Below are 16972 nucleotides of genomic sequence, written 5' to 3'. Positions count from 1 at the left end.
ACCGGGCCCCGGCTCGGTTCGGTATTACTTGATGCGTTGGCCCGGCTTGGCGCCGCTGTCCGGGCTCAGCAGGTAGATTTCCTCGCCGCCAGGGCCGGCGGCCATCACCATGCCTTCCGATACGCCAAAGCGCATTTTGCGCGGCTTGAGGTTGGCGATCATCATGGTCAGCCGACCTTCGAGTTTGCTCGGGTCAGGATAGGCGCTCTTGATGCCGGAAAACACGTTGCGCTGCTGGTCGCCGATGTCCAGGGTCAGGCGCAGCAGTTTGTCGGCACCCTCCACGTGCTCGGCCTTGACGATCAGCGCCACGCGCAGGTCGACGGCGGCAAAGGCATCGAATTCGATCTCCGGCGACAGCGGGTCCTTGGCCAGTTCGCCGTTGCCCTGCGGTGCTGCCGGCGCATTGGCTGCCGCCAGGTCTTCCTTCGAGGCACCGACCATGGCTTCCACCTTGACCGGGTCGATGCGGGTCATCAGCGCGTTGAACGGGTTCAGCTTGTGGTTGGCCAGCAGGGTCTGGTGATCGTTCCAGGTCAGCGGTGCCACGTTGAGGAACTGTTCGGCGTCGGCCGCCAGCTTCGGCAGCACCGGCTTGAGGAAGATCACCAGCTGGCGGAACAGGTTGATGCCCAGTGCGCAGATGGCCTGCACTTCATCCTGCTTGCCTTCCTGCTTGGCCAGCGCCCAAGGTGCCTTTTCGGCGATGAAGGCGTTGGCGCGGTCGGCCAGGGCCATGGTTTCACGCATGGCGCGGGCGAAGTCGCGGGCCTCGTAGGCTTCGGCAATCGACGGCGCGGCGGCATGAAAGGCGTCGGTGAGTTCCGGCGCGATGTTGCTGTCGACCATCACCCCGTCGTTGCCCTTGTGGATGAAGCCGGCGCAGCGGCTGGCGATGTTCACCACCTTGCCGATCAGGTCGGAGTTGACCTTCTGCACGAAGTCTTCGAGGTTCAGGTCCAGGTCGTCCACGCCGCGGCCCAGCTTGGCGGCGTAGTAGTAACGCAGGTATTCCGGCGACAGGTGCTCCAGGTAGGTGCGCGCCTTGATGAAGGTGCCGCGGGACTTGGACATCTTCTGGCCGTTCACGGTCAGGTAACCGTGCACGTTGACGGCGGTCGGCTTGCGCAGACCGGCACCTTCGAGCATGGCAGGCCAGAACAGCGCGTGGAAGTTGACGATGTCCTTGCCGATGAAGTGGTACAGCTCGGTGCTGGAGTCTTTCTGCCACCAGGCATCGAAGTCCAGTTCCGGGCGGCGTGCGCAGAGGTTCTTGAAGCTGGCGATATAGCCGATCGGCGCGTCCAGCCACACATAGAAGTACTTGCCCGGCTCGTCGGGGATCTCGAAACCGAAATACGGCGCATCGCGGGAGATGTCCCACTGTTGCAGGCCGCTGTCCAGCCATTCGGCGATCTTGTTCGCCACGGCGTCCTGCAGGGTGCCACTGCGGGTCCACTGCTTGAGCATGGCCTCGAAGGCCGGCAGGTCGAAGAAGAAGTGCTTGGAATCCTTGAGCACCGGCGTGGCGCCGGAGATCGCCGACTTGGGGTTCTTCAGTTCGGTGGGGGCGTAGGTGGCCCCGCATTTTTCGCAGTTGTCGCCGTACTGATCTTCTGCCGCGCATTTCGGACAGGTGCCCTTGATGAAGCGGTCGGCCAGGAACATCTTCTTGTCTGGGTCGAAGTACTGGGTGACCGAGCGCGTGGCGATGTGCCCGGCGTCGCGCAGGCGGGTGTAGATCAGGCTCGACAGCTCGCGGTTCTCTTCGCTGTGGGTCGAGTGGAAGTTGTCGAAGTCCACCAGGAAGTCGGCGAAGTCGGCGCTGTGTTCGGCCTTGACGTTGTCGATCAACTGCTCGGGGGTGATGCCTTCCTTCTCTGCGCGCAGCATGATGGCCGAGCCATGGGCGTCGTCCGCGCACACGTAGATGCACTGGTTGCCGCGGTGCTTCTGGAAACGCACCCACATGTCGGTCTGGATGTACTCGAGCATGTGACCAAGGTGAATGGAACCATTGGCATAGGGCAGGGCGCTGGTAACGAGAATCTGGCGTGGCTCGGACATGGGGCTCGGCTACTTAGTTGAGTCAAACATGGACCGGCCACTATAAAGGCCCGCGCGTTTTTTTTCACCCCGGCAGCCCTTGACCACGCGAAAGCATGGCACCGCTCGTCATAACGGGTAGGATAGCCGCCTGTTTTACTCAAGTTTCTATTGGAGCCAGTCCATGAGCGCAGTGAGCCGCGCAGCGGTGGAGACGATTCTTCGCCAGTACACCGACCCTTACCTCAACCAGGACCCGGTCAGCGCCGGTTGCGTGCGCACCATCGACATCCAGGGCGGCCAGGTCGAGGTCCAGTTGCAGCTGGGCTATGCCGCCGCACTGTTCAGCAATGGCTGGGCGCAGCTGCTGCGCACCGGCATCGAAGGACTGGAAGGCGTGACGTCGGCGAAGGTCGTGGTCACCACCCAGGTCGAGCCGCACAAGGCCCAGGCGCAGGTGCCGGGCCTGGCCAACGTGAAGAACATCATCGCCGTGGCCTCCGGCAAGGGTGGCGTCGGCAAGTCGACCACCGCCGCCAACCTGGCCCTGGCCCTGGCCCGTGAGGGCGCACGGGTCGGTATTCTCGATGCGGATATCTATGGCCCCAGCCAGGGCATCATGTTCGGTATCCCGGAAGGCACGCGGCCGCAGGTCAAGGACCAGAAGTGGTTCGTGCCGATTCAGGCGCATGGCGTCGAGGTCATGTCCATGGCCTTCCTCACCGACGACAACACCCCGGTGGTGTGGCGCGGTCCCATGGTTTCCGGTGCCTTGCTGCAACTGGTGACCCAGACTGCCTGGAACGACCTGGATTACCTGGTCATCGACATGCCGCCGGGTACCGGCGACATTCAGCTGACCCTGGCGCAGAAGGTCCCGGTGGCGGGCGCTGTGATCGTTACCACGCCTCAGGACCTGGCGTTGCTGGACGCCAGGAAGGGTGTGGAGATGTTCCGCAAGGTGAACATTCCGGTGCTGGGCGTGGTGGAGAACATGGCTGTGCACATCTGCTCGAACTGCGGGCATGCCGAGCACCTGTTCGGTGAGGGGGGCGGTGCCAGGCTGGCCAGCCATTACGACGTCGAGCTGCTGGCCTCCCTGCCGCTGTCGATGCTGATCCGCGAACAGGCCGACGGCGGCAAGCCCACCGCGATTGCCGAGCCCGAGAGCCAGATCGCCATGATCTACCAGGAGCTGGCCCGTCAGGTCGGGGCGCGCATCGTCCTGCAAGAAGCCGCCAGCCCGGCGATGCCGAGCATTTCGGTAAGCGACGACTGAGCGGGTGGGGGCGAGCATGCTCGCTCCCTATCACCGAGGTCATGCAGCACATCAAAAAGCGGGCATAAAAAAACCCCGCTTTTTCAAGCGGGGTTTTTCGAGCGAATCAGCGCAAGTTAGATAACTTGTACTTCTTCAGCCTGCATGCCTTTCTGGCCGCGGGTAGCGACGAAGGAAACCTGCTGGCCTTCTTTCAGGGTTTTGAAGCCATCAACCTGGATAGCTTTGAAGTGTACGAACAGGTCGTCACCGGATTGTGGGGTGATGAAGCCGAAGCCTTTTTCATCGTTGAACCACTTGACGGTACCGGTTTGGCGATTGGACATGATGCATCTCCTTGGACAAAGTGAACTGCGGCTCAGGAAATACCCTGGCCGAGACTGAGTGCAAAGAGCTGGAAATTCATGGTGATGGTGATCGGTTTCAACATCTTGTAGAGATTCTCAGTGACACAAGCAACACAGTGGCGCCACCTTAACCCTTTTTCCGGGCAGTGCCAATGGGCAGCCGAGGATTATTTGCATTCGCACGCAATGCCCGTCGGGCGTGGCTTGCGTGCCCTTTGATGGCGGCGCGTCGGACCGGTAAGATGCCCGCATATTTTTCACCACGCTATTTCAGGACACCGCCATGAGCATCAAATCGGACAAGTGGATTCGCCGCATGGCGCAAGAGCACGGCATGATCGAGCCTTTCGTCGAGCGCCAGATGCGCGGTGAAGGCCAGGACCGGCTGATCTCCTTCGGCGTATCGAGCTATGGCTACGACGTGCGCTGCGCAGACGAATTCAAGGTGTTCACCAACATCAACTCGGCGACCGTCGATCCGAAGAATTTCGACGAGAAGAGCTTCGTCGACATCAAGAGCGACGTGTGCATCATCCCGCCGAACTCCTTCGCCCTGGCACGCACCGTGGAGTACTTCCGTATCCCGCGCAACGTGCTGACCATCTGCCTGGGCAAGAGCACCTACGCGCGCTGCGGCATCATCGTCAACGTGACGCCGCTGGAGCCTGAATGGGAAGGCCACGTGACCCTGGAGTTCTCCAACACCACCACGCTGCCGGCGAAGATCTATGCCAACGAGGGCGTGGCGCAGATGCTGTTCCTGGAATCCGACGAAGAGTGCGAAGTGTCGTACAAGGACCGTGGCGGCAAGTACCAGGGCCAGCGCGGCGTGACCTTGCCACGTACCTGAGATCCGATTTCATCGCTTCTTCATGGAATTAATGCCCGTTTTGGCACTCTACTGAGCGAACTGTTCTTCCCCCCACGAGCGAGTGGGTGACCAGACGCTCAGGAGTGACTCATGAAGATCGATTCGAAGCCAGCTTCGCCCAACCCGGGTTCCCTCAACGAGATCGGCCTGTTGGCCTGGTCGTTGTTGGCGGACAACCAACTGAACATGGTAGGGGGCGGCATTCCCGGTCAACCAGCGCCTGACACCCCTCAGCCGCCGCAGCCCGCCGAGCCCGGCGAGCCGACGCTGCCGGACGAGCCACCACCTACCCCGGTGGCCTGACGCCTAGCCCAATTCCCATACGCCGCCATCGCCTGTTACAAACAGGCGATGGCGTTCTTGTGCCTGCACGGCGTAGCCACCGGTGAACTCGCCGAAGGCCGGCAGCAGGCTGACGCGCTCCCCCAGCACGAAGCACGGCAGGCGCAGACGCTGGCGCCCGCGGCCTTGCAGGTGAAAGACCGGGTGTACGTGCCCGGCCAGTACGTGATGGGTGGCATGGGCGTCGGGTTCGTGCTGCAACGCGAACGGTCCCATCAGCAGCGGCGCATCCACCACTTCGATGCTCAGGTAGCCGGGCGGGTCGCCGGCGCGGTTGTCATGGTTGCCGCGAATCAGGCACAGCCCAAGCGCCGTATGCCGCTCTCGCCAGGCGGCCAGGGCCTGCAACGTGGCAGGGGCGTGGGATTGTGGCGCATGCAGGAAGTCGCCGAGGAAGATCAACTGCTCACTCGGGTAGCGCTCCAGCAGCCGGTCGATACGTTGCAGGTTGGCCTGGGTGGTGCCATGCGGCACCGGCTGGCCGAGGCGGCGGTAGGCCGCTGCCTTGCCGAAATGCGCGTCGGCGATCAGCAGGCTGCGTCGCTGCGGGTGGTACAGCGCCTTGTCGGCCAGCAGCCAGAGGGTTTCGCCGGCCAACTGGACGGACAGGTGTTCGTTCATGCGGTGGTTTCCGGGCCGGCGGCTTTTTCCAGGTCGCGGACCATGCGCGCGATGCGGTCGGCGAGTTTCTCGCTGCTCAGGCTCTCGCGCAGGCGTTCGACCATCAACGGAAAAGCCAGCGGCGTGGCGCGTTTGAGCGGGTGCAGGTCCAGAGGCTGGCGGGCCATCCTTTGCAGGGTGGTCTGCAGGCGCTGGTAGTCCAGTTCCAGGCTCAGCACCTCCTCATGGGCCTGCAGCAGCAGGCGGTTGTCGGCATCGTATTGCTTGAAGACCTCGAAGAACAGCCCGCTGGAGGCCTGCAGCTGGCGGGTGCTTTTCGCCGCGCCGGGGTAGCCGGAAAACACCAGCCCGCCGATGCGGGCGATCTCGCGAAAGCGCCGCTGCGCCAGCTCGCTGGCATTCAGGCTGGCGAGGATGTGCTCGGCCAGGTGCTCTTCGCTGAACAGCTCGCCGCTGTCGAGTAATGCGGCCCAGTCCACTTCGCTGGCGCTGAGCAGCTCCAGGCCATAGTCATTGACCGCCATGGAAAAGCTCAGCGGCTGGCGCTGGCCGAGGCGCCAGGCCAGCAGGCTGGCCAGCCCCAGGTGCACATGGCGACCGGCGAAGGGGTAGAGAAACAGGTGCCAGCCCTCGCGGGACTTCAGGGTTTCAGCCAGCAAGCGGTCGCTTTGCGGTAACGCTGACCATTGCCGCTGCACGTCCAGCAGCGGTCGTACCGCCTGCAGGGGTGGGCTGTCGAAATGGCCGTGGGCAGCGGCATCAAACTGCGCCACCACGGCTTCGGCCAATTCGCTGGACAGCGGCATGCGCCCGCCATTCCAGCGCGGTACGGCGGCCTTGCGGCCCGTGGCACGCTTGACGTAGGCGGTCATGTCTTCGACCCGTACCAGCTCCAGCAGCCGCCCCCCGAACAGGAAGTTGTCGCCGGGGCGCAGGCGGGCGATGAAGCCTTCCTCGACGCTGCCCAGTGAACTGGCGCCTTTTTTCCAGTACTTCACCTGAATGCTGGCGTCGCTGACGATGGTGCCGATGCTCATGCGGTGCCGCCGCGCCAGGCGTGCGTCGGGCACGCGCCATATTCCGTGCTCGTCGGGTTCCACGCGGCGGTAGTCGGGGTAGGCGGTCAGTGAGTGACCGCCGTTGCGTACGAAGGCCAGTGCCCATTGCCAATGGGCTGGGTCGAGGTCGCGATAGGCCCACGCGCCCCTGACCTCTTCGTACAGTTCGTCGGGGCGAAAGCCGCCACCCAAGGCCATGCTCACCAGATGCTGCACCAGCACATCCAGGGGCTGATGCGGCGATAGGCGCGGTTCAATCATGCGCGCCGCCACGGCGGCTTCGGCAGCAGCGGCCTCCACCAGCTCCAGGCTGTGGGTCGGTACCAGGGTCACCCGCGAGCGGCGCCCCGGTGCATGGCCGGAACGCCCGGCGCGTTGCATCAGGCGCGCGATACCCTTGGCCGAGCCGATCTGCAACACGCGTTCGACCGGCAGGAAATCCACACCCAGATCCAGGCTCGAGGTACACACCACAGCCTTGAGCTGGCCGTCTTTCAGCGCGCGCTCCACCCAGTCGCGCACCTCACGGGCCAGTGAGCCATGGTGCAGGGCGATCAACCCGGCCCAGTCCGGGCGCGCCTGCAGCAGCGCCTGGTACCACAGCTCTGATTGCGAGCGGGTATTGGTGAACAGTAGGCAACTGCTGCTGGCCTCGACCTCGGCGACCACTTGCTTGAGCATCGACAGGCCCATGTGCCCGGCCCAGGGAAAGCGTTCGATGGCCGACGGCAGCAGGGTGTCGACCAGCAGGTCCTTGACCACCTTGCCCTGCACGCTGACTCCGGTATCGCCCAGCAGCACCTGGCGGGCGTGTTCCTGGTTGCCCAGGGTCGCGGAAATACCCCACACGATCAGCCCGGGGGTCCAGCGGCGCAGCCGCGCCAGCGCCAGTTGCAACTGCACGCCGCGTTTGTTGCCAAGCAACTCGTGCCATTCGTCGACCACGACCATCTGCAGGTTACCCAGGGCGGCCTGGGCATCGGCGCGGGCCAGCAGCAGGGTCAGGCTTTCCGGGGTGGTTACCAGCGCGCTGGGCAGGCGCCGTCCCTGGCGAGCCCGTTCGCTGCTGGAGGTGTCACCGGTGCGCAGGCCCACCGACCAGGGAATGTCCAGGGCCTGCAACGGCGCCAGCAGCGAGCGCTGGGTATCGGCGGCCAGCGCGCGCATCGGGGTGATCCACGCTACCGTCAACGGCGCGTTCTTGTCCTTGCCCTTGGCGGGGACGGCGGGGCGTGCGGCGAAGCGTTGCAGCGCCGCCAGCCACACGGCGTAGGTCTTGCCCGAGCCGGTGCTGGCATGCAGCAGGCCGGATTCGCCGCGTTCGACCGCAGCCCAGACCTGCTTCTGGAAGGGGAATGGGCTCCAGCCCAAGGACTCGAACCAGGCTCTTGCGATGTCGGGCGATTTGCTCATGGGCCGCGGTCTGTTCCTTCAAGGGCTCAGACAACAGACCGCGGTGGTGGCCCATTGGTGCAATGGGCTGCCCGCGGTTTCACGCCTTGCGAATGAACGCTACTTGAGGTTGCCGCTGAGGAACTGCTGCAGGCGTTCGCTCTGCGGGTTGTTGAGCACCTGGTCGGGATGGCCGGATTCTTCGATCTGGCCCTTGTGCAGGAACACCACCTGGGTGGCGACCTTGCGCGCAAAGCCCATTTCATGGGTGACCAGGATCATCGTGCGGCCTTCCTCGGCCAGGCTCTGGATGACCTTGAGCACTTCGCCGACCAGCTCCGGGTCCAGCGCCGAGGTCGGTTCGTCGAACAGCATGATGTCCGGCTCCATGGCCAGCGCGCGGGCGATTGCCACGCGTTGCTGCTGGCCGCCGGAAAGGAAGGCCGGGTACTGCTCGGCGACCCGCTCTGGCAGGCCGACCTTCTCCAGGTACTTGCGTGCCCGCGCCTCGGCTTCGGCCTTGGGCACGCCCAGGACGCGGCGCGGCGCCATGGTGATGTTCTCCAGCACGGTCATGTGCGCCCACAGGTTGAAATGCTGGAACACCATGGCCAGGCGGGTACGCAGGCGTTGCAGCTCCTCGGGGTCGGCGACGCGCATGCCGTCCTTGTCCTGAACCATGCGCACCGGCTGGCCGTCGAGGCTCATGGCGCCGTCGTTGGGCTGTTCGAGGAAGTTGATGCAGCGTAGGAAGGTGCTCTTGCCCGAGCCGCTGGCGCCGATCAGGCAGATCACATCGCCACTCTGGGCCTTGAGCGAGACGCCCTTGAGCACTTCGTTGTCGCCGTAGCTCTTGTGCAGGCCGTCGATGGTCAGTTTGTACATGTCGGTTCTCATGGCGAAAGAAGGTAGCCGCTGCGCCAGGCCTGGGTGCCGGCGACGTGGGCGATGACCATGCCGGCCGTCGCCATGCGCCGCAGCGAGCGGGCGTAGAGCAGGCCGGCCTGCGGTGCGTGGACCTGGGTCACGGCATCGCTGATGGGGTCGATGATATCGGCGATCAGTTGCCCGGCCTCGACGTACTCGCCGGGCAGTGCGCAGAACACCAGCAACCCGCCGACCGGCGTGGCCACCGGTTCCACCGCCGCCAGCGGTGTGGCCGGGTAGAGCAGTTGGGGCTGGGCGACGGGCTCGCCGTCGACCAGGCCGCGCTCGATCAGGTAGTGGATGATCGCCTGGGCATCACGGCTGGCCACGGCGTGGCTGACGTCGCCCTGGCCGCGCAGCTCCAGGGTCACCGAAAAGCTGCCCATCGGCACACGCTCGCCGAAGCGCTCGCGCAGTTGCCACCAGACCAGGGTGAAGCATTCGTCGAACGACTGCCCGCCCGAATCGGTGGCCAGCATGCTGGCCTGGGCGCCGATGTAGCGCGCCAGCGGCTCGACCTGCGGCCAGGCCTCGGGCGTGGTGTACAGGTGTTCCACCGACTCGAAATCACAGTGCAGGTCGAGCACCATCTCGGCGTCGCAGGCCAGGCGCTGCAGCACCAGGCGCTGGGACTGCAGCTGGGTCATGGCGACCTGGCGCTCCAGGGCCCGACGCAGGCTGCTGCGGATCAGCGCAGCGTTGTGCGCCGGGTCGTCGCCCAGTTGGTCGTGCAGCTCATCGCCCACCTGGCGAGCCAGGTCGACGAAGTGACGGTTGAAGTTCTGCCCGCTTTCCAGCTCGTAGCGGCCCAGGGGCGTGTCCATCAGCACCTGTTCAAGGCCGATGGGGTTGGCCACGGGTACCACGACGATTTCGGCCTTGAGTTTGCCGGCCCGCTCCAGTTCGTCGAAGCGCTGCTTGAGGTACCAGGCCACCAGCATGCCTGGCAGTTCGTCGGCGTGCAGCGAGGCCTGGATGTAGACCTTGCGGGCCAGGTCCTGCGGCCCGTAGTGGAAGCTGTGGATCTGCCTGGCGGTGCCGGGGACCGGCGACACCAGGGCATGGGTCTCTTGGCGCATGGGGCTGTCCTAGTGAGCGGGGCCGAGAAAGGCCAGCCAGCGGCGTTCGGCCAGGCGAAACAGCCCGACCAGTATGAAGGTGACGCTCAGGTACAGCAGCGCGGCGATGCCGAACGACTGGAAGGTCATGAAGGTCGCCGAGTTGGCGTCGCGCGCCACCTTGAGAATGTCCGGCACGGTGGCGGTGAAGGCCACGGTGGTGGAGTGCAGCATCAGGATCACTTCGTTGCTGTAGTACGGCAGCGAGCGGCGCAGCACCGACGGCATGATCACGTGGGCATACAGCTTCCAGCCCGACAGCCCGTAGGCCTTGGCCGCTTCGACTTCGCCGTGGGCCATGCTGCGGATCGCACCGGCGAAGATCTCGGTGGTGTAGGCACAGGTGTTGAGGGTGAAGGCCAGGATGGTGCAGTTCATCGCATCGCGGAAAAACGCATCGAGCAAAGGTTGCTCGCGCACGGCGGCGATGCTGTAGATGCCGGTGTAGCAGATCAGCAGTTGGATATACAGCGGCGTGCCACGGAACACATAGGTGTAGAACTGCACCGGCCAGCGCAGCCAGCGGCGCTCCGAGACCCGCGCGATGGACAGCGGGATCGACAGGCAGAAGCCCATGGCGATGGAAGCGCTGAGCAGCCACATGGTCATGGCCAGGCCGGTGATGTGCACGCCGTCGCTGTACAGGAACGGCTGCCAGTAGTCCTTGAGCAGTTCGATCATCGCTTGGCCTCCCGCGTACCCACGGCATAGCGTCGCTCAGCCCAGCGCAGGGCGACGTTGGAGGCGCTGGTGATCATCAGGTAGATGAAGGCCGCCAGGACCAGGAAATAGAACAGCTGGTAGGTGCTCTTGCCAGCGTCCTGGGACGCCTTGACCAGGTCGGCCAGGCCGATGATCGACACCAGCGCGGTGGCCTTGAGCAGCACCTGCCAGTTGTTGCCGATGCCCGGCAGAGCGAAGCGCATCATCTGTGGAAACACCACGTAGCGAAACCGCTGGCCACGCTTGAGGCCGTAGGCGATGGCGGCCTCGACCTGCCCGCGCGGCACCGAGAGGATCGCGCCACGGAAGGTTTCGGTGAAATAGGCGCCATAGATGAAGCCCAGGGTGATGACCCCGGCGCTGAACGGGTCGATCTCGATGTATTCCCATTCCATGGCGTCGGTGAGCAGGGTCAGCCCGGTCTGCAGGCTGTAGAAGATCAGCAGCATCAGCACCAGGTCGGGCACGCCGCGAATCAGGGTGGTGTAGACCTGTGCCGGAACGCGCAGCAGCGGCGAGCCGGACAGCTTGGCACTGGCGCCGATCAGGCCGAGCAGGATGCTCAGGGCCAGCGAGAAGACGGACAGTTTGACGGTCATCCATGTGCCTTCGAGCAGCAGCGGGCCGAAGCCCCTGAGGCTGAAAGCCGAAAGTCCCAGATGGTTTAGCAGTGTGTCGAGCATGAATGAAGCCTTCAGCAACGAAGGGCACTTCCAGGAAGAGGCTGAGCAAGGCAGACGTGGCAGCAAACTGTGCAAAAGCCCGTTTCAATCCAGCCATGACCTTGTGGGTCTCTCTTGGAAGAACCCGAAAACGCCCAGGAAAACGGCGGGGGATGATCGCCGAAATCGCTGGGCGCCGGGGGCTTTTTTTATTTGCCGCTGTACAGGTTCAGGTCACCGAAGTGTTTTTTCTGGATGGCGGCGTAGGTGCCGTCATCGTGTAACGCTTTGATACCTTTATTGAGAAGAGCCTTCAGCTCAGTGTTACCTTTGGCGATACCGATGGCGGTCTTGGACGGCAGCAGTTCGCTGTTGACCGGCTCGCTGACCACGTAGTCAGCGCCCTGGGGCGACTTGAGGAAGCCCAGTTCGGCCTGCAGCATGTCCTGGATCGACGCGTCGAGGCGGCCCGACACCAGGTCGGCGTACACCTGGTCCTGGTTGGCGTAGGCTTTGGTGGTCACGCCGGCCTTGTCCAGCACGGCCTTGGCATAGGCTTCCTGGATGGTGCCCTGCTCGTAGCCCACGGTCTTGCCTTTCAGGCTGGCGAGATCGGTAGACAGGCCGGAGCCCTTCTTGAATACCAGCGAGGTTGGGCCGGAGAACAGCTCATCGGAGAAGTCGATGACCTTCTCACGGGCCGGGGTCACGGTCATCGACGAGATCACGCCATCGAACTTACGGGCTTTCAGGCCTGGAATCATGCCGTCGAAATCGCTTTCTACCCACTTGCAGGTGACCTTCAGTTCCTTGCAGATCGCGTTGCCCAGATCGATGTCGAAGCCTTGCAGGCTGCCGTCGGCGGCCTTGGATTCGAATGGAGCGTAGGACGGATCGACGCCAAAGCGCAGTTCCTTGTATTCCTTGGCCATCGCGCTACCGGCAGCGACGCACAGAGCCAGTGCGGACAGGGTCAACCATGCTTTCTTCATTGTTCGGTCCTATAAGCGAAAGAAGTGCGGCAGCCCCCGAGGGACTGCTACCGGCGGATGCCAGACGGCCATGAGAAAGCAATTTCTGAACCATTGGGACGAACATGCGTTTGAAATGTAAGCGGTTGTCGCATTTTCAACTCTCTCGCCCGGATGCGTATCGACCCTTGGAGGCTGAATCGAACTGGCAGGTAGCGGATCGATGCCCTGCAATGAGGCGGCTGGATTTTCGAGTGACTCGATTTGGTGCGTCAGGCCAGCAGGTCTTGAAGGGTGGCCAGGTTGTCGGCTTCTTCGACCGGCTTGTCATGGCGCCAGCGCAGCATTCTGGGAAAGCGCACGGCGATGCCGCTCTTGTGGCGTTTTGACAAGGCGATGCCTTCGAAGCCCAGCTCGAACACCAGGGTCGGGGTGACGCTACGCACCGGGCCGAATTTCTCTACCGTGGTCTTGCGGATGATCGCATCGACCTTGCGCATTTCCTCATCGGTCAGCCCTGAATAGGCCTTGGCGAACGGTACCAGGGTACGTTCGCTGCTCCCCGGCGGGCCATCCCACACGGCGAAGGTGTAGTCGCTGTACAGGCTGGCACGGCGGCCATGGCCACGCTGGGCGTAGATCAGCACGGCATCGACGCTGAACGGGTCGAGTTTCCATTTCCACCACACGCCCATGTCCTTGGTGCGCCCGACCCCATAAAGCGCTTCGCGGGCCTTGAGCATCATGCCCTCGACGCCCAGGCGCCGGGCGTCTTCGCGCAGCCGGGCGAGGTCGTTCCAGTCCTCGCTGTGCAGTACCGGCGAGGGCAGCAAGACCGCGCTGCGGCTGTCGCTAATCAGCCGGTCCAGCTGGGCGCGCCGTTCATACTGCGGGCGGCTGCGCCAATCGTGGCCCTGCCACTCCAGCAGGTCGTAGCCCAGCAGGACCACCGGCGCGTCGCTGAGAATCTTCTTGCCCAGGGTCTTGCGCCCGATGCGTTGTTGCAGCAGGGCGAAGGGTTGCACCCAAGGCTCGGCCTCGGGCAGCAGATCGAGGCTGAACGCCGACTGTTCGGCAGGGGGCGCTGCGGGCGCCTTCCACACCACGATCTCACCGTCGATCACGGTGCCATCCGGTAACACTTGGGCCAGGCTGTGCAGCTCCGGAAAGCGCTCGGTGACCAGCTCTTCGCCGCGTGACCAGATCCATAGCCTGCCGTCGCGCTTGACCACCTGCGCGCGGATGCCATCCCACTTCCACTCCACCAGCCAGTCCTGCACCGACCCCAGCAGGGTGTCGAACTGCTCCACCGGCTGCTGCAGCGCATGGGCGAGAAAGAACGGGTAGGGCTGGCCACCGCGCTGGGCATGTTCATCGGTCGACTCCGGCGCGATCAGGCGGTGGAAGGATGCTGCACCAGGGCGGTGCGAAAGGTCCGTGTAGCCGACCAGCCGTTGTGCAACCCGCTTGCTGTCCAGCCCGGCGAGTGCCGCCAGGGCGCGGGTGACCAGCAGCTTGGAGACGCCGACCCGGAAGCTGCCGGTAATCAGCTTGATGCACACCATCAGGCTGCTGCGATCCAGCTGCGCCCACAGCGCTGGCAGGCGCTGCGCCAGTTCCTCTGCTGGCAGGCCGCGCAACGGCAGCAGGCGTTGTTCCAACCAGGTCGCCAGGCCGGCGTCGTCACCCTGTTCGGCATGGGGCAACAACAGCGACAGCGTCTCGGCAAGGTCGCCTACCGCCTGGTAGCTTTCCTCGAACAGCCAGGTTGGCAGGCCGCTCAGCTCGGTGGCCTGTTCGCGCAGCACACGGGTCGGCACCAGTTGCCGGGGCCGCCCTCCGGCGAGAAAGTACACGGCCCAGGCGGCGTCTTCGGCAGGGGCCTGGGCGAAATAGTCGTGCAGCGCGGCGAGTTTGGCGTTGCTGGAGGTGGTGGCGTCCAGGCGCGCATAGAGTTCGGCGAAGGCCTTCATGCCGGGCTCTCCTCGGCTTGTGCGGGGGCGTCGTCTTCCTCGCCGTACTCGGTGTCGAAGCCCTGTGCATCCAGGCCCTGCTCACGCAGGTAGCGCACCAGGATCGGCACCGAGCCGTGGGTGACCATCACCCGTTCGGCACCGGTCTGTTCGATGGCCCAGAGCAGGCCCGGCCAGTCGGCGTGGTCGGAGAGTACGAAGCCACGGTCCACTCCGCGTCGGCGACGGGGGCCGCGCAGCATCATCCAGCCACTGGCGAAGGCGTCGCTGTAGTCGCCGAAACGCTTCATCCAGGTACTGCCGCCAGCCGAGGGCGGGGCGATGATCAGCGCCTGACGCAAGGCCGGGTCGGTTTTCTTGAAATCACCGGCGTACTGGGTGGGCGGAATATGAACGCCACCGGCACGGTAGACGCGATTGAGCGGTTCGACCGAACCGTGGGCGAGGATCGGGCCGATGCTCGAATCGATGCCGTGCAGGATACGCTGGGCCTTGCCGAAGGCATAGGCGAACAGCACGCTGGCCTTGCCCTGGGCCGCGTTGGCGCGCCACCAGTCGTTGATTCCGGCAAAGATCTGCGCCTGGGGCGCCCAGCGATAGATCGGCAGGCCGAAGGTCGATTCGGTGATGAAGGTATGGCAGCGCACCGGTTCGAAGGCCGCACAGGTGCCGTCGGGTTCGACCTTGTAGTCACCGGAAGCCACCCACACTTCGCCACGGTACTCCAGGCGCACCTGCGCCGAGCCCAGCACATGCCCGGCCGGATGCAGGCTGAGGGTCACGCCGTGGTGGTTGAGCGCTTCGCCGTATTGCAGCGTCTGCAGATTGATGTCCTGACCCAGGCGCCAGCGCAATATGCCCTCGCCACTCGCGGCCGCCAGGTAATGACTGCTGCCGGTACGGGCATGGTCGCCGTGGCCGTGGGTGATCACTGCGCGTTGCACCGGGCGCCAGGGGTCGATGTAGAAATCACCGGGTGGGCAATACAGGCCTTCGGGGCGCGCGACGACGAGATCCATGGGGCAACTATCCTGCGGGGCTTGCCTGTTATGAGCTGGCTGGCCGCGTACAAGTTCGATGCAGGTGCGGCCTGTGTCGTGCGGTTTGGCCGCTTTCGGCCTGCTGCAGGGGCTTTGGCCGCGAAACGCTTCGCGGCTGAAGCCGGTCCTGTCGTCCAGCGGTTGGTGGCATCCCGACAGAAAAAACACCGGGCGTGGTAAAGAAACTCGGACTCGGCGCGGGAAACCGTTACGCTATGCGGCTGTATCTTTGTATTTCTTCGAGGTAGTACCCGTGTTTTCCGAATTGCCCCTGCACGAACGCCTGCTCAAAGCCGTGGAAGAGCTGAAGTTTGCCGAGCCCACGCCTGTGCAGGCTGCGGCCATCCCCCTGGCATTGCAAGGGCACGACCTGCGTGTGACGGCGCAGACTGGCAGCGGCAAGACCGCTGCATTCGTATTGCCGATTCTCAACCGCCTGATCGGCCCGGCCCAGCGCCGCGTCGACATTCGTGCGCTGATCCTGCTGCCGACCCGCGAGCTGGCCCAGCAGACCCTCAAGGAAGTCGAGCGCTTCGCGCAGTTCACCTTCCTCAAGGCCGGGCTGATCACCGGCGGCGAAGACTTCAAGGTCCAGGCTGCCATGCTGCGCAAGGTGCCGGACATCCTCATCGGCACCCCCGGGCGCATGCTCGAACACCTCAATGCCGGTCACCTGGAACTGGACAAGGTCGAAGTACTGGTCTTCGACGAGGCCGACCGCATGCTCGACATGGGCTTTGCCGAAGACGTCGAGCGCCTCACCGATGAATGCCCGAACCGCCAGCAGACCCTGCTGTTCTCCGCCACCACCGGTGGCAATGCGCTGCGCGAGATGACCCAGAAGGTCCTGCGCAAGCCCAAGCACCTGCTGCTCAACCAGGTCAGCGAATTGGCCGAGGGCATTCGCCAGCAGGTCATCACCGCCGACCACGACCAGCACAAGGAAGCGCTCATTCATTGGCTGGTGACTAACGAGACCTTCCAGAAGGCGATCATTTTCACCAATACCAAGGCGTGGGCCGACCGTCTCTACGGGCGCCTGGTGGCGCAGGACATCAAGGCCTTCGTATTGCACGGCGACAAGGACCAGAAGGACCGCAAGGCCGCCATCGACCGCTTCAAGCAGGGCGGCTCCAAGGTGTTGGTGGCCACCGACGTCGCGGCTCGTGGCCTGGACATCGAAGGCCTGGACCTGGTGATCAACTTCGACATGCCGCGCAGCGGCGACGATTATGTTCACCGCGTGGGCCGTACCGGCCGTGCGGGCGGTGAAGGCCTGGCCATTTCGCTGATCACCCATAACGACTGGAACCTGATGTCGAGCATCGAGCGCTACCTGAAGCAGAGCTTCGAGCGCCGCGTCATCAAAGAGCTGAAGGGCACCTACAGCGGGCCGAAGAAGGTCAAGGCATCCGGCAAGGCGGCTGGCACCAAGAAGAAAAAGACCGAGGCCAAAGGCGACAAGAAAAAGGCCCCGGCCAAGCGCAAGCCGGCCAGCAAGCCAAAATCCGAACTGGTCAGCCAGGACGGCCTGGCGCCGCTGAAAAAGCGCAAGGCGCCTGCTGCGGAGTAAGCCTCGCTGCACCGCCCGGCGCATTTGCT

General features: G+C 64.2%; 15 protein-coding genes. 4 read left to right on the top strand and 11 right to left on the bottom strand.

The features are described from left to right. Window positions 1-24 precede the first annotated feature (24 nt). Window positions 25-2067: a methionine--tRNA ligase gene (metG, locus tag QZ497_RS03160; RefSeq protein ID WP_295470956.1), complete on the bottom strand. Its 2043-nt coding sequence runs from the start codon at window positions 2065-2067 to the stop codon at window positions 25-27. A 163-nt stretch (window positions 2068-2230) separates the two neighbouring features. Here metG and apbC point away from each other — a divergent pair, with 163 nt between their 5' ends. Then, window positions 2231-3325 carry an iron-sulfur cluster carrier protein ApbC gene (gene apbC, locus QZ497_RS03155; protein WP_295470955.1) on the top strand — a complete coding sequence of 365 codons (1095 nt, stop codon included), beginning with the start codon at window positions 2231-2233 and terminating at the stop codon, window positions 3323-3325. 116 nt (window positions 3326-3441) lie between these two features. Here apbC and QZ497_RS03150 read toward each other — a convergent pair whose 3' ends face one another. After that, complete coding sequence (locus tag QZ497_RS03150; protein WP_295470953.1) at window positions 3442-3651, bottom strand: cold-shock protein; 210 nt, start codon at window positions 3649-3651, stop codon at window positions 3442-3444. 304 nt (window positions 3652-3955) lie between these two features. On the opposite strand from QZ497_RS03150, the gene dcd reads away from it, so the two are divergent. Continuing rightward, window positions 3956-4522, top strand: coding sequence for a dCTP deaminase (gene dcd, locus QZ497_RS03145; RefSeq protein ID WP_011059604.1), 567 nt, complete (start codon window positions 3956-3958; stop codon window positions 4520-4522). Between the two features lie 111 nt (window positions 4523-4633). Next, the gene (locus QZ497_RS03140; RefSeq protein WP_295470948.1) at window positions 4634-4846 is read left to right on the top strand and encodes a hypothetical protein; all 213 of its coding nucleotides are present in this window, start codon (window positions 4634-4636) and stop codon (window positions 4844-4846) included. A gap of 3 nt (window positions 4847-4849) precedes the next feature. Here QZ497_RS03140 and pdeM read toward each other — a convergent pair whose 3' ends face one another. The 9 genes from pdeM to QZ497_RS03095 form a co-directional block, all read right to left on the bottom strand. Next, on the bottom strand, window positions 4850-5506 hold the full coding sequence (pdeM, locus tag QZ497_RS03135; RefSeq protein ID WP_295470946.1) for a ligase-associated DNA damage response endonuclease PdeM: 657 nt from the start codon (window positions 5504-5506) through the stop codon (window positions 4850-4852). After that, entirely contained in the window at window positions 5503-7977 is a 2475-nt protein-coding gene (locus tag QZ497_RS03130; RefSeq protein ID WP_295470945.1) for a ligase-associated DNA damage response DEXH box helicase, read from the bottom strand. Before QZ497_RS03130 ends, pdeM begins: the two co-directional genes overlap by 4 nt. 99 nt (window positions 7978-8076) lie before the next feature. Next, window positions 8077-8841: an ATP-binding cassette domain-containing protein gene (locus QZ497_RS03125; RefSeq protein ID WP_295470944.1), complete on the bottom strand. Its 765-nt coding sequence runs from the start codon at window positions 8839-8841 to the stop codon at window positions 8077-8079. Between the two features lie 8 nt (window positions 8842-8849). Further along, window positions 8850-9962 carry a succinylglutamate desuccinylase/aspartoacylase family protein gene (locus tag QZ497_RS03120; protein WP_295470943.1) on the bottom strand — a complete coding sequence of 371 codons (1113 nt, stop codon included), beginning with the start codon at window positions 9960-9962 and terminating at the stop codon, window positions 8850-8852. A gap of 9 nt (window positions 9963-9971) precedes the next feature. After that, a complete protein-coding gene (locus QZ497_RS03115) occupies window positions 9972-10682 on the bottom strand; it encodes an ABC transporter permease (protein WP_295470942.1) in 711 nt (236 codons plus the stop codon). After that, entirely contained in the window at window positions 10679-11407 is a 729-nt protein-coding gene (locus tag QZ497_RS03110; RefSeq protein ID WP_295470940.1) for an ABC transporter permease, read from the bottom strand. The genes QZ497_RS03115 and QZ497_RS03110 overlap by 4 nt, the downstream gene beginning before the upstream one ends. A gap of 188 nt (window positions 11408-11595) precedes the next feature. Beyond that, complete coding sequence (locus QZ497_RS03105; protein ID WP_295470938.1) at window positions 11596-12378, bottom strand: transporter substrate-binding domain-containing protein; 783 nt, start codon at window positions 12376-12378, stop codon at window positions 11596-11598. A 251-nt stretch (window positions 12379-12629) separates the two neighbouring features. Next, window positions 12630-14330 carry an ATP-dependent DNA ligase gene (locus QZ497_RS03100; RefSeq protein WP_295470937.1) on the bottom strand — a complete coding sequence of 567 codons (1701 nt, stop codon included), beginning with the start codon at window positions 14328-14330 and terminating at the stop codon, window positions 12630-12632. After that, window positions 14327-15349, bottom strand: coding sequence for a ligase-associated DNA damage response exonuclease (locus QZ497_RS03095; protein WP_295470935.1), 1023 nt, complete (start codon window positions 15347-15349; stop codon window positions 14327-14329). The genes QZ497_RS03100 and QZ497_RS03095 overlap by 4 nt, the downstream gene beginning before the upstream one ends. 274 nt (window positions 15350-15623) lie before the next feature. Between QZ497_RS03095 and QZ497_RS03090 the strand changes: the two genes are divergently transcribed. After that, window positions 15624-16943 carry a DEAD/DEAH box helicase gene (locus QZ497_RS03090; protein WP_295470933.1) on the top strand — a complete coding sequence of 440 codons (1320 nt, stop codon included), beginning with the start codon at window positions 15624-15626 and terminating at the stop codon, window positions 16941-16943. Window positions 16944-16972: the final 29 nt, after the last annotated feature.

Source organism: uncultured Pseudomonas sp. (assembly GCF_913777995.1).
Classification (GTDB): Bacteria; Pseudomonadota; Gammaproteobacteria; order Pseudomonadales; family Pseudomonadaceae; genus Aquipseudomonas.
This window is presented reverse-complemented; position numbering and strand designations above follow the sequence as displayed.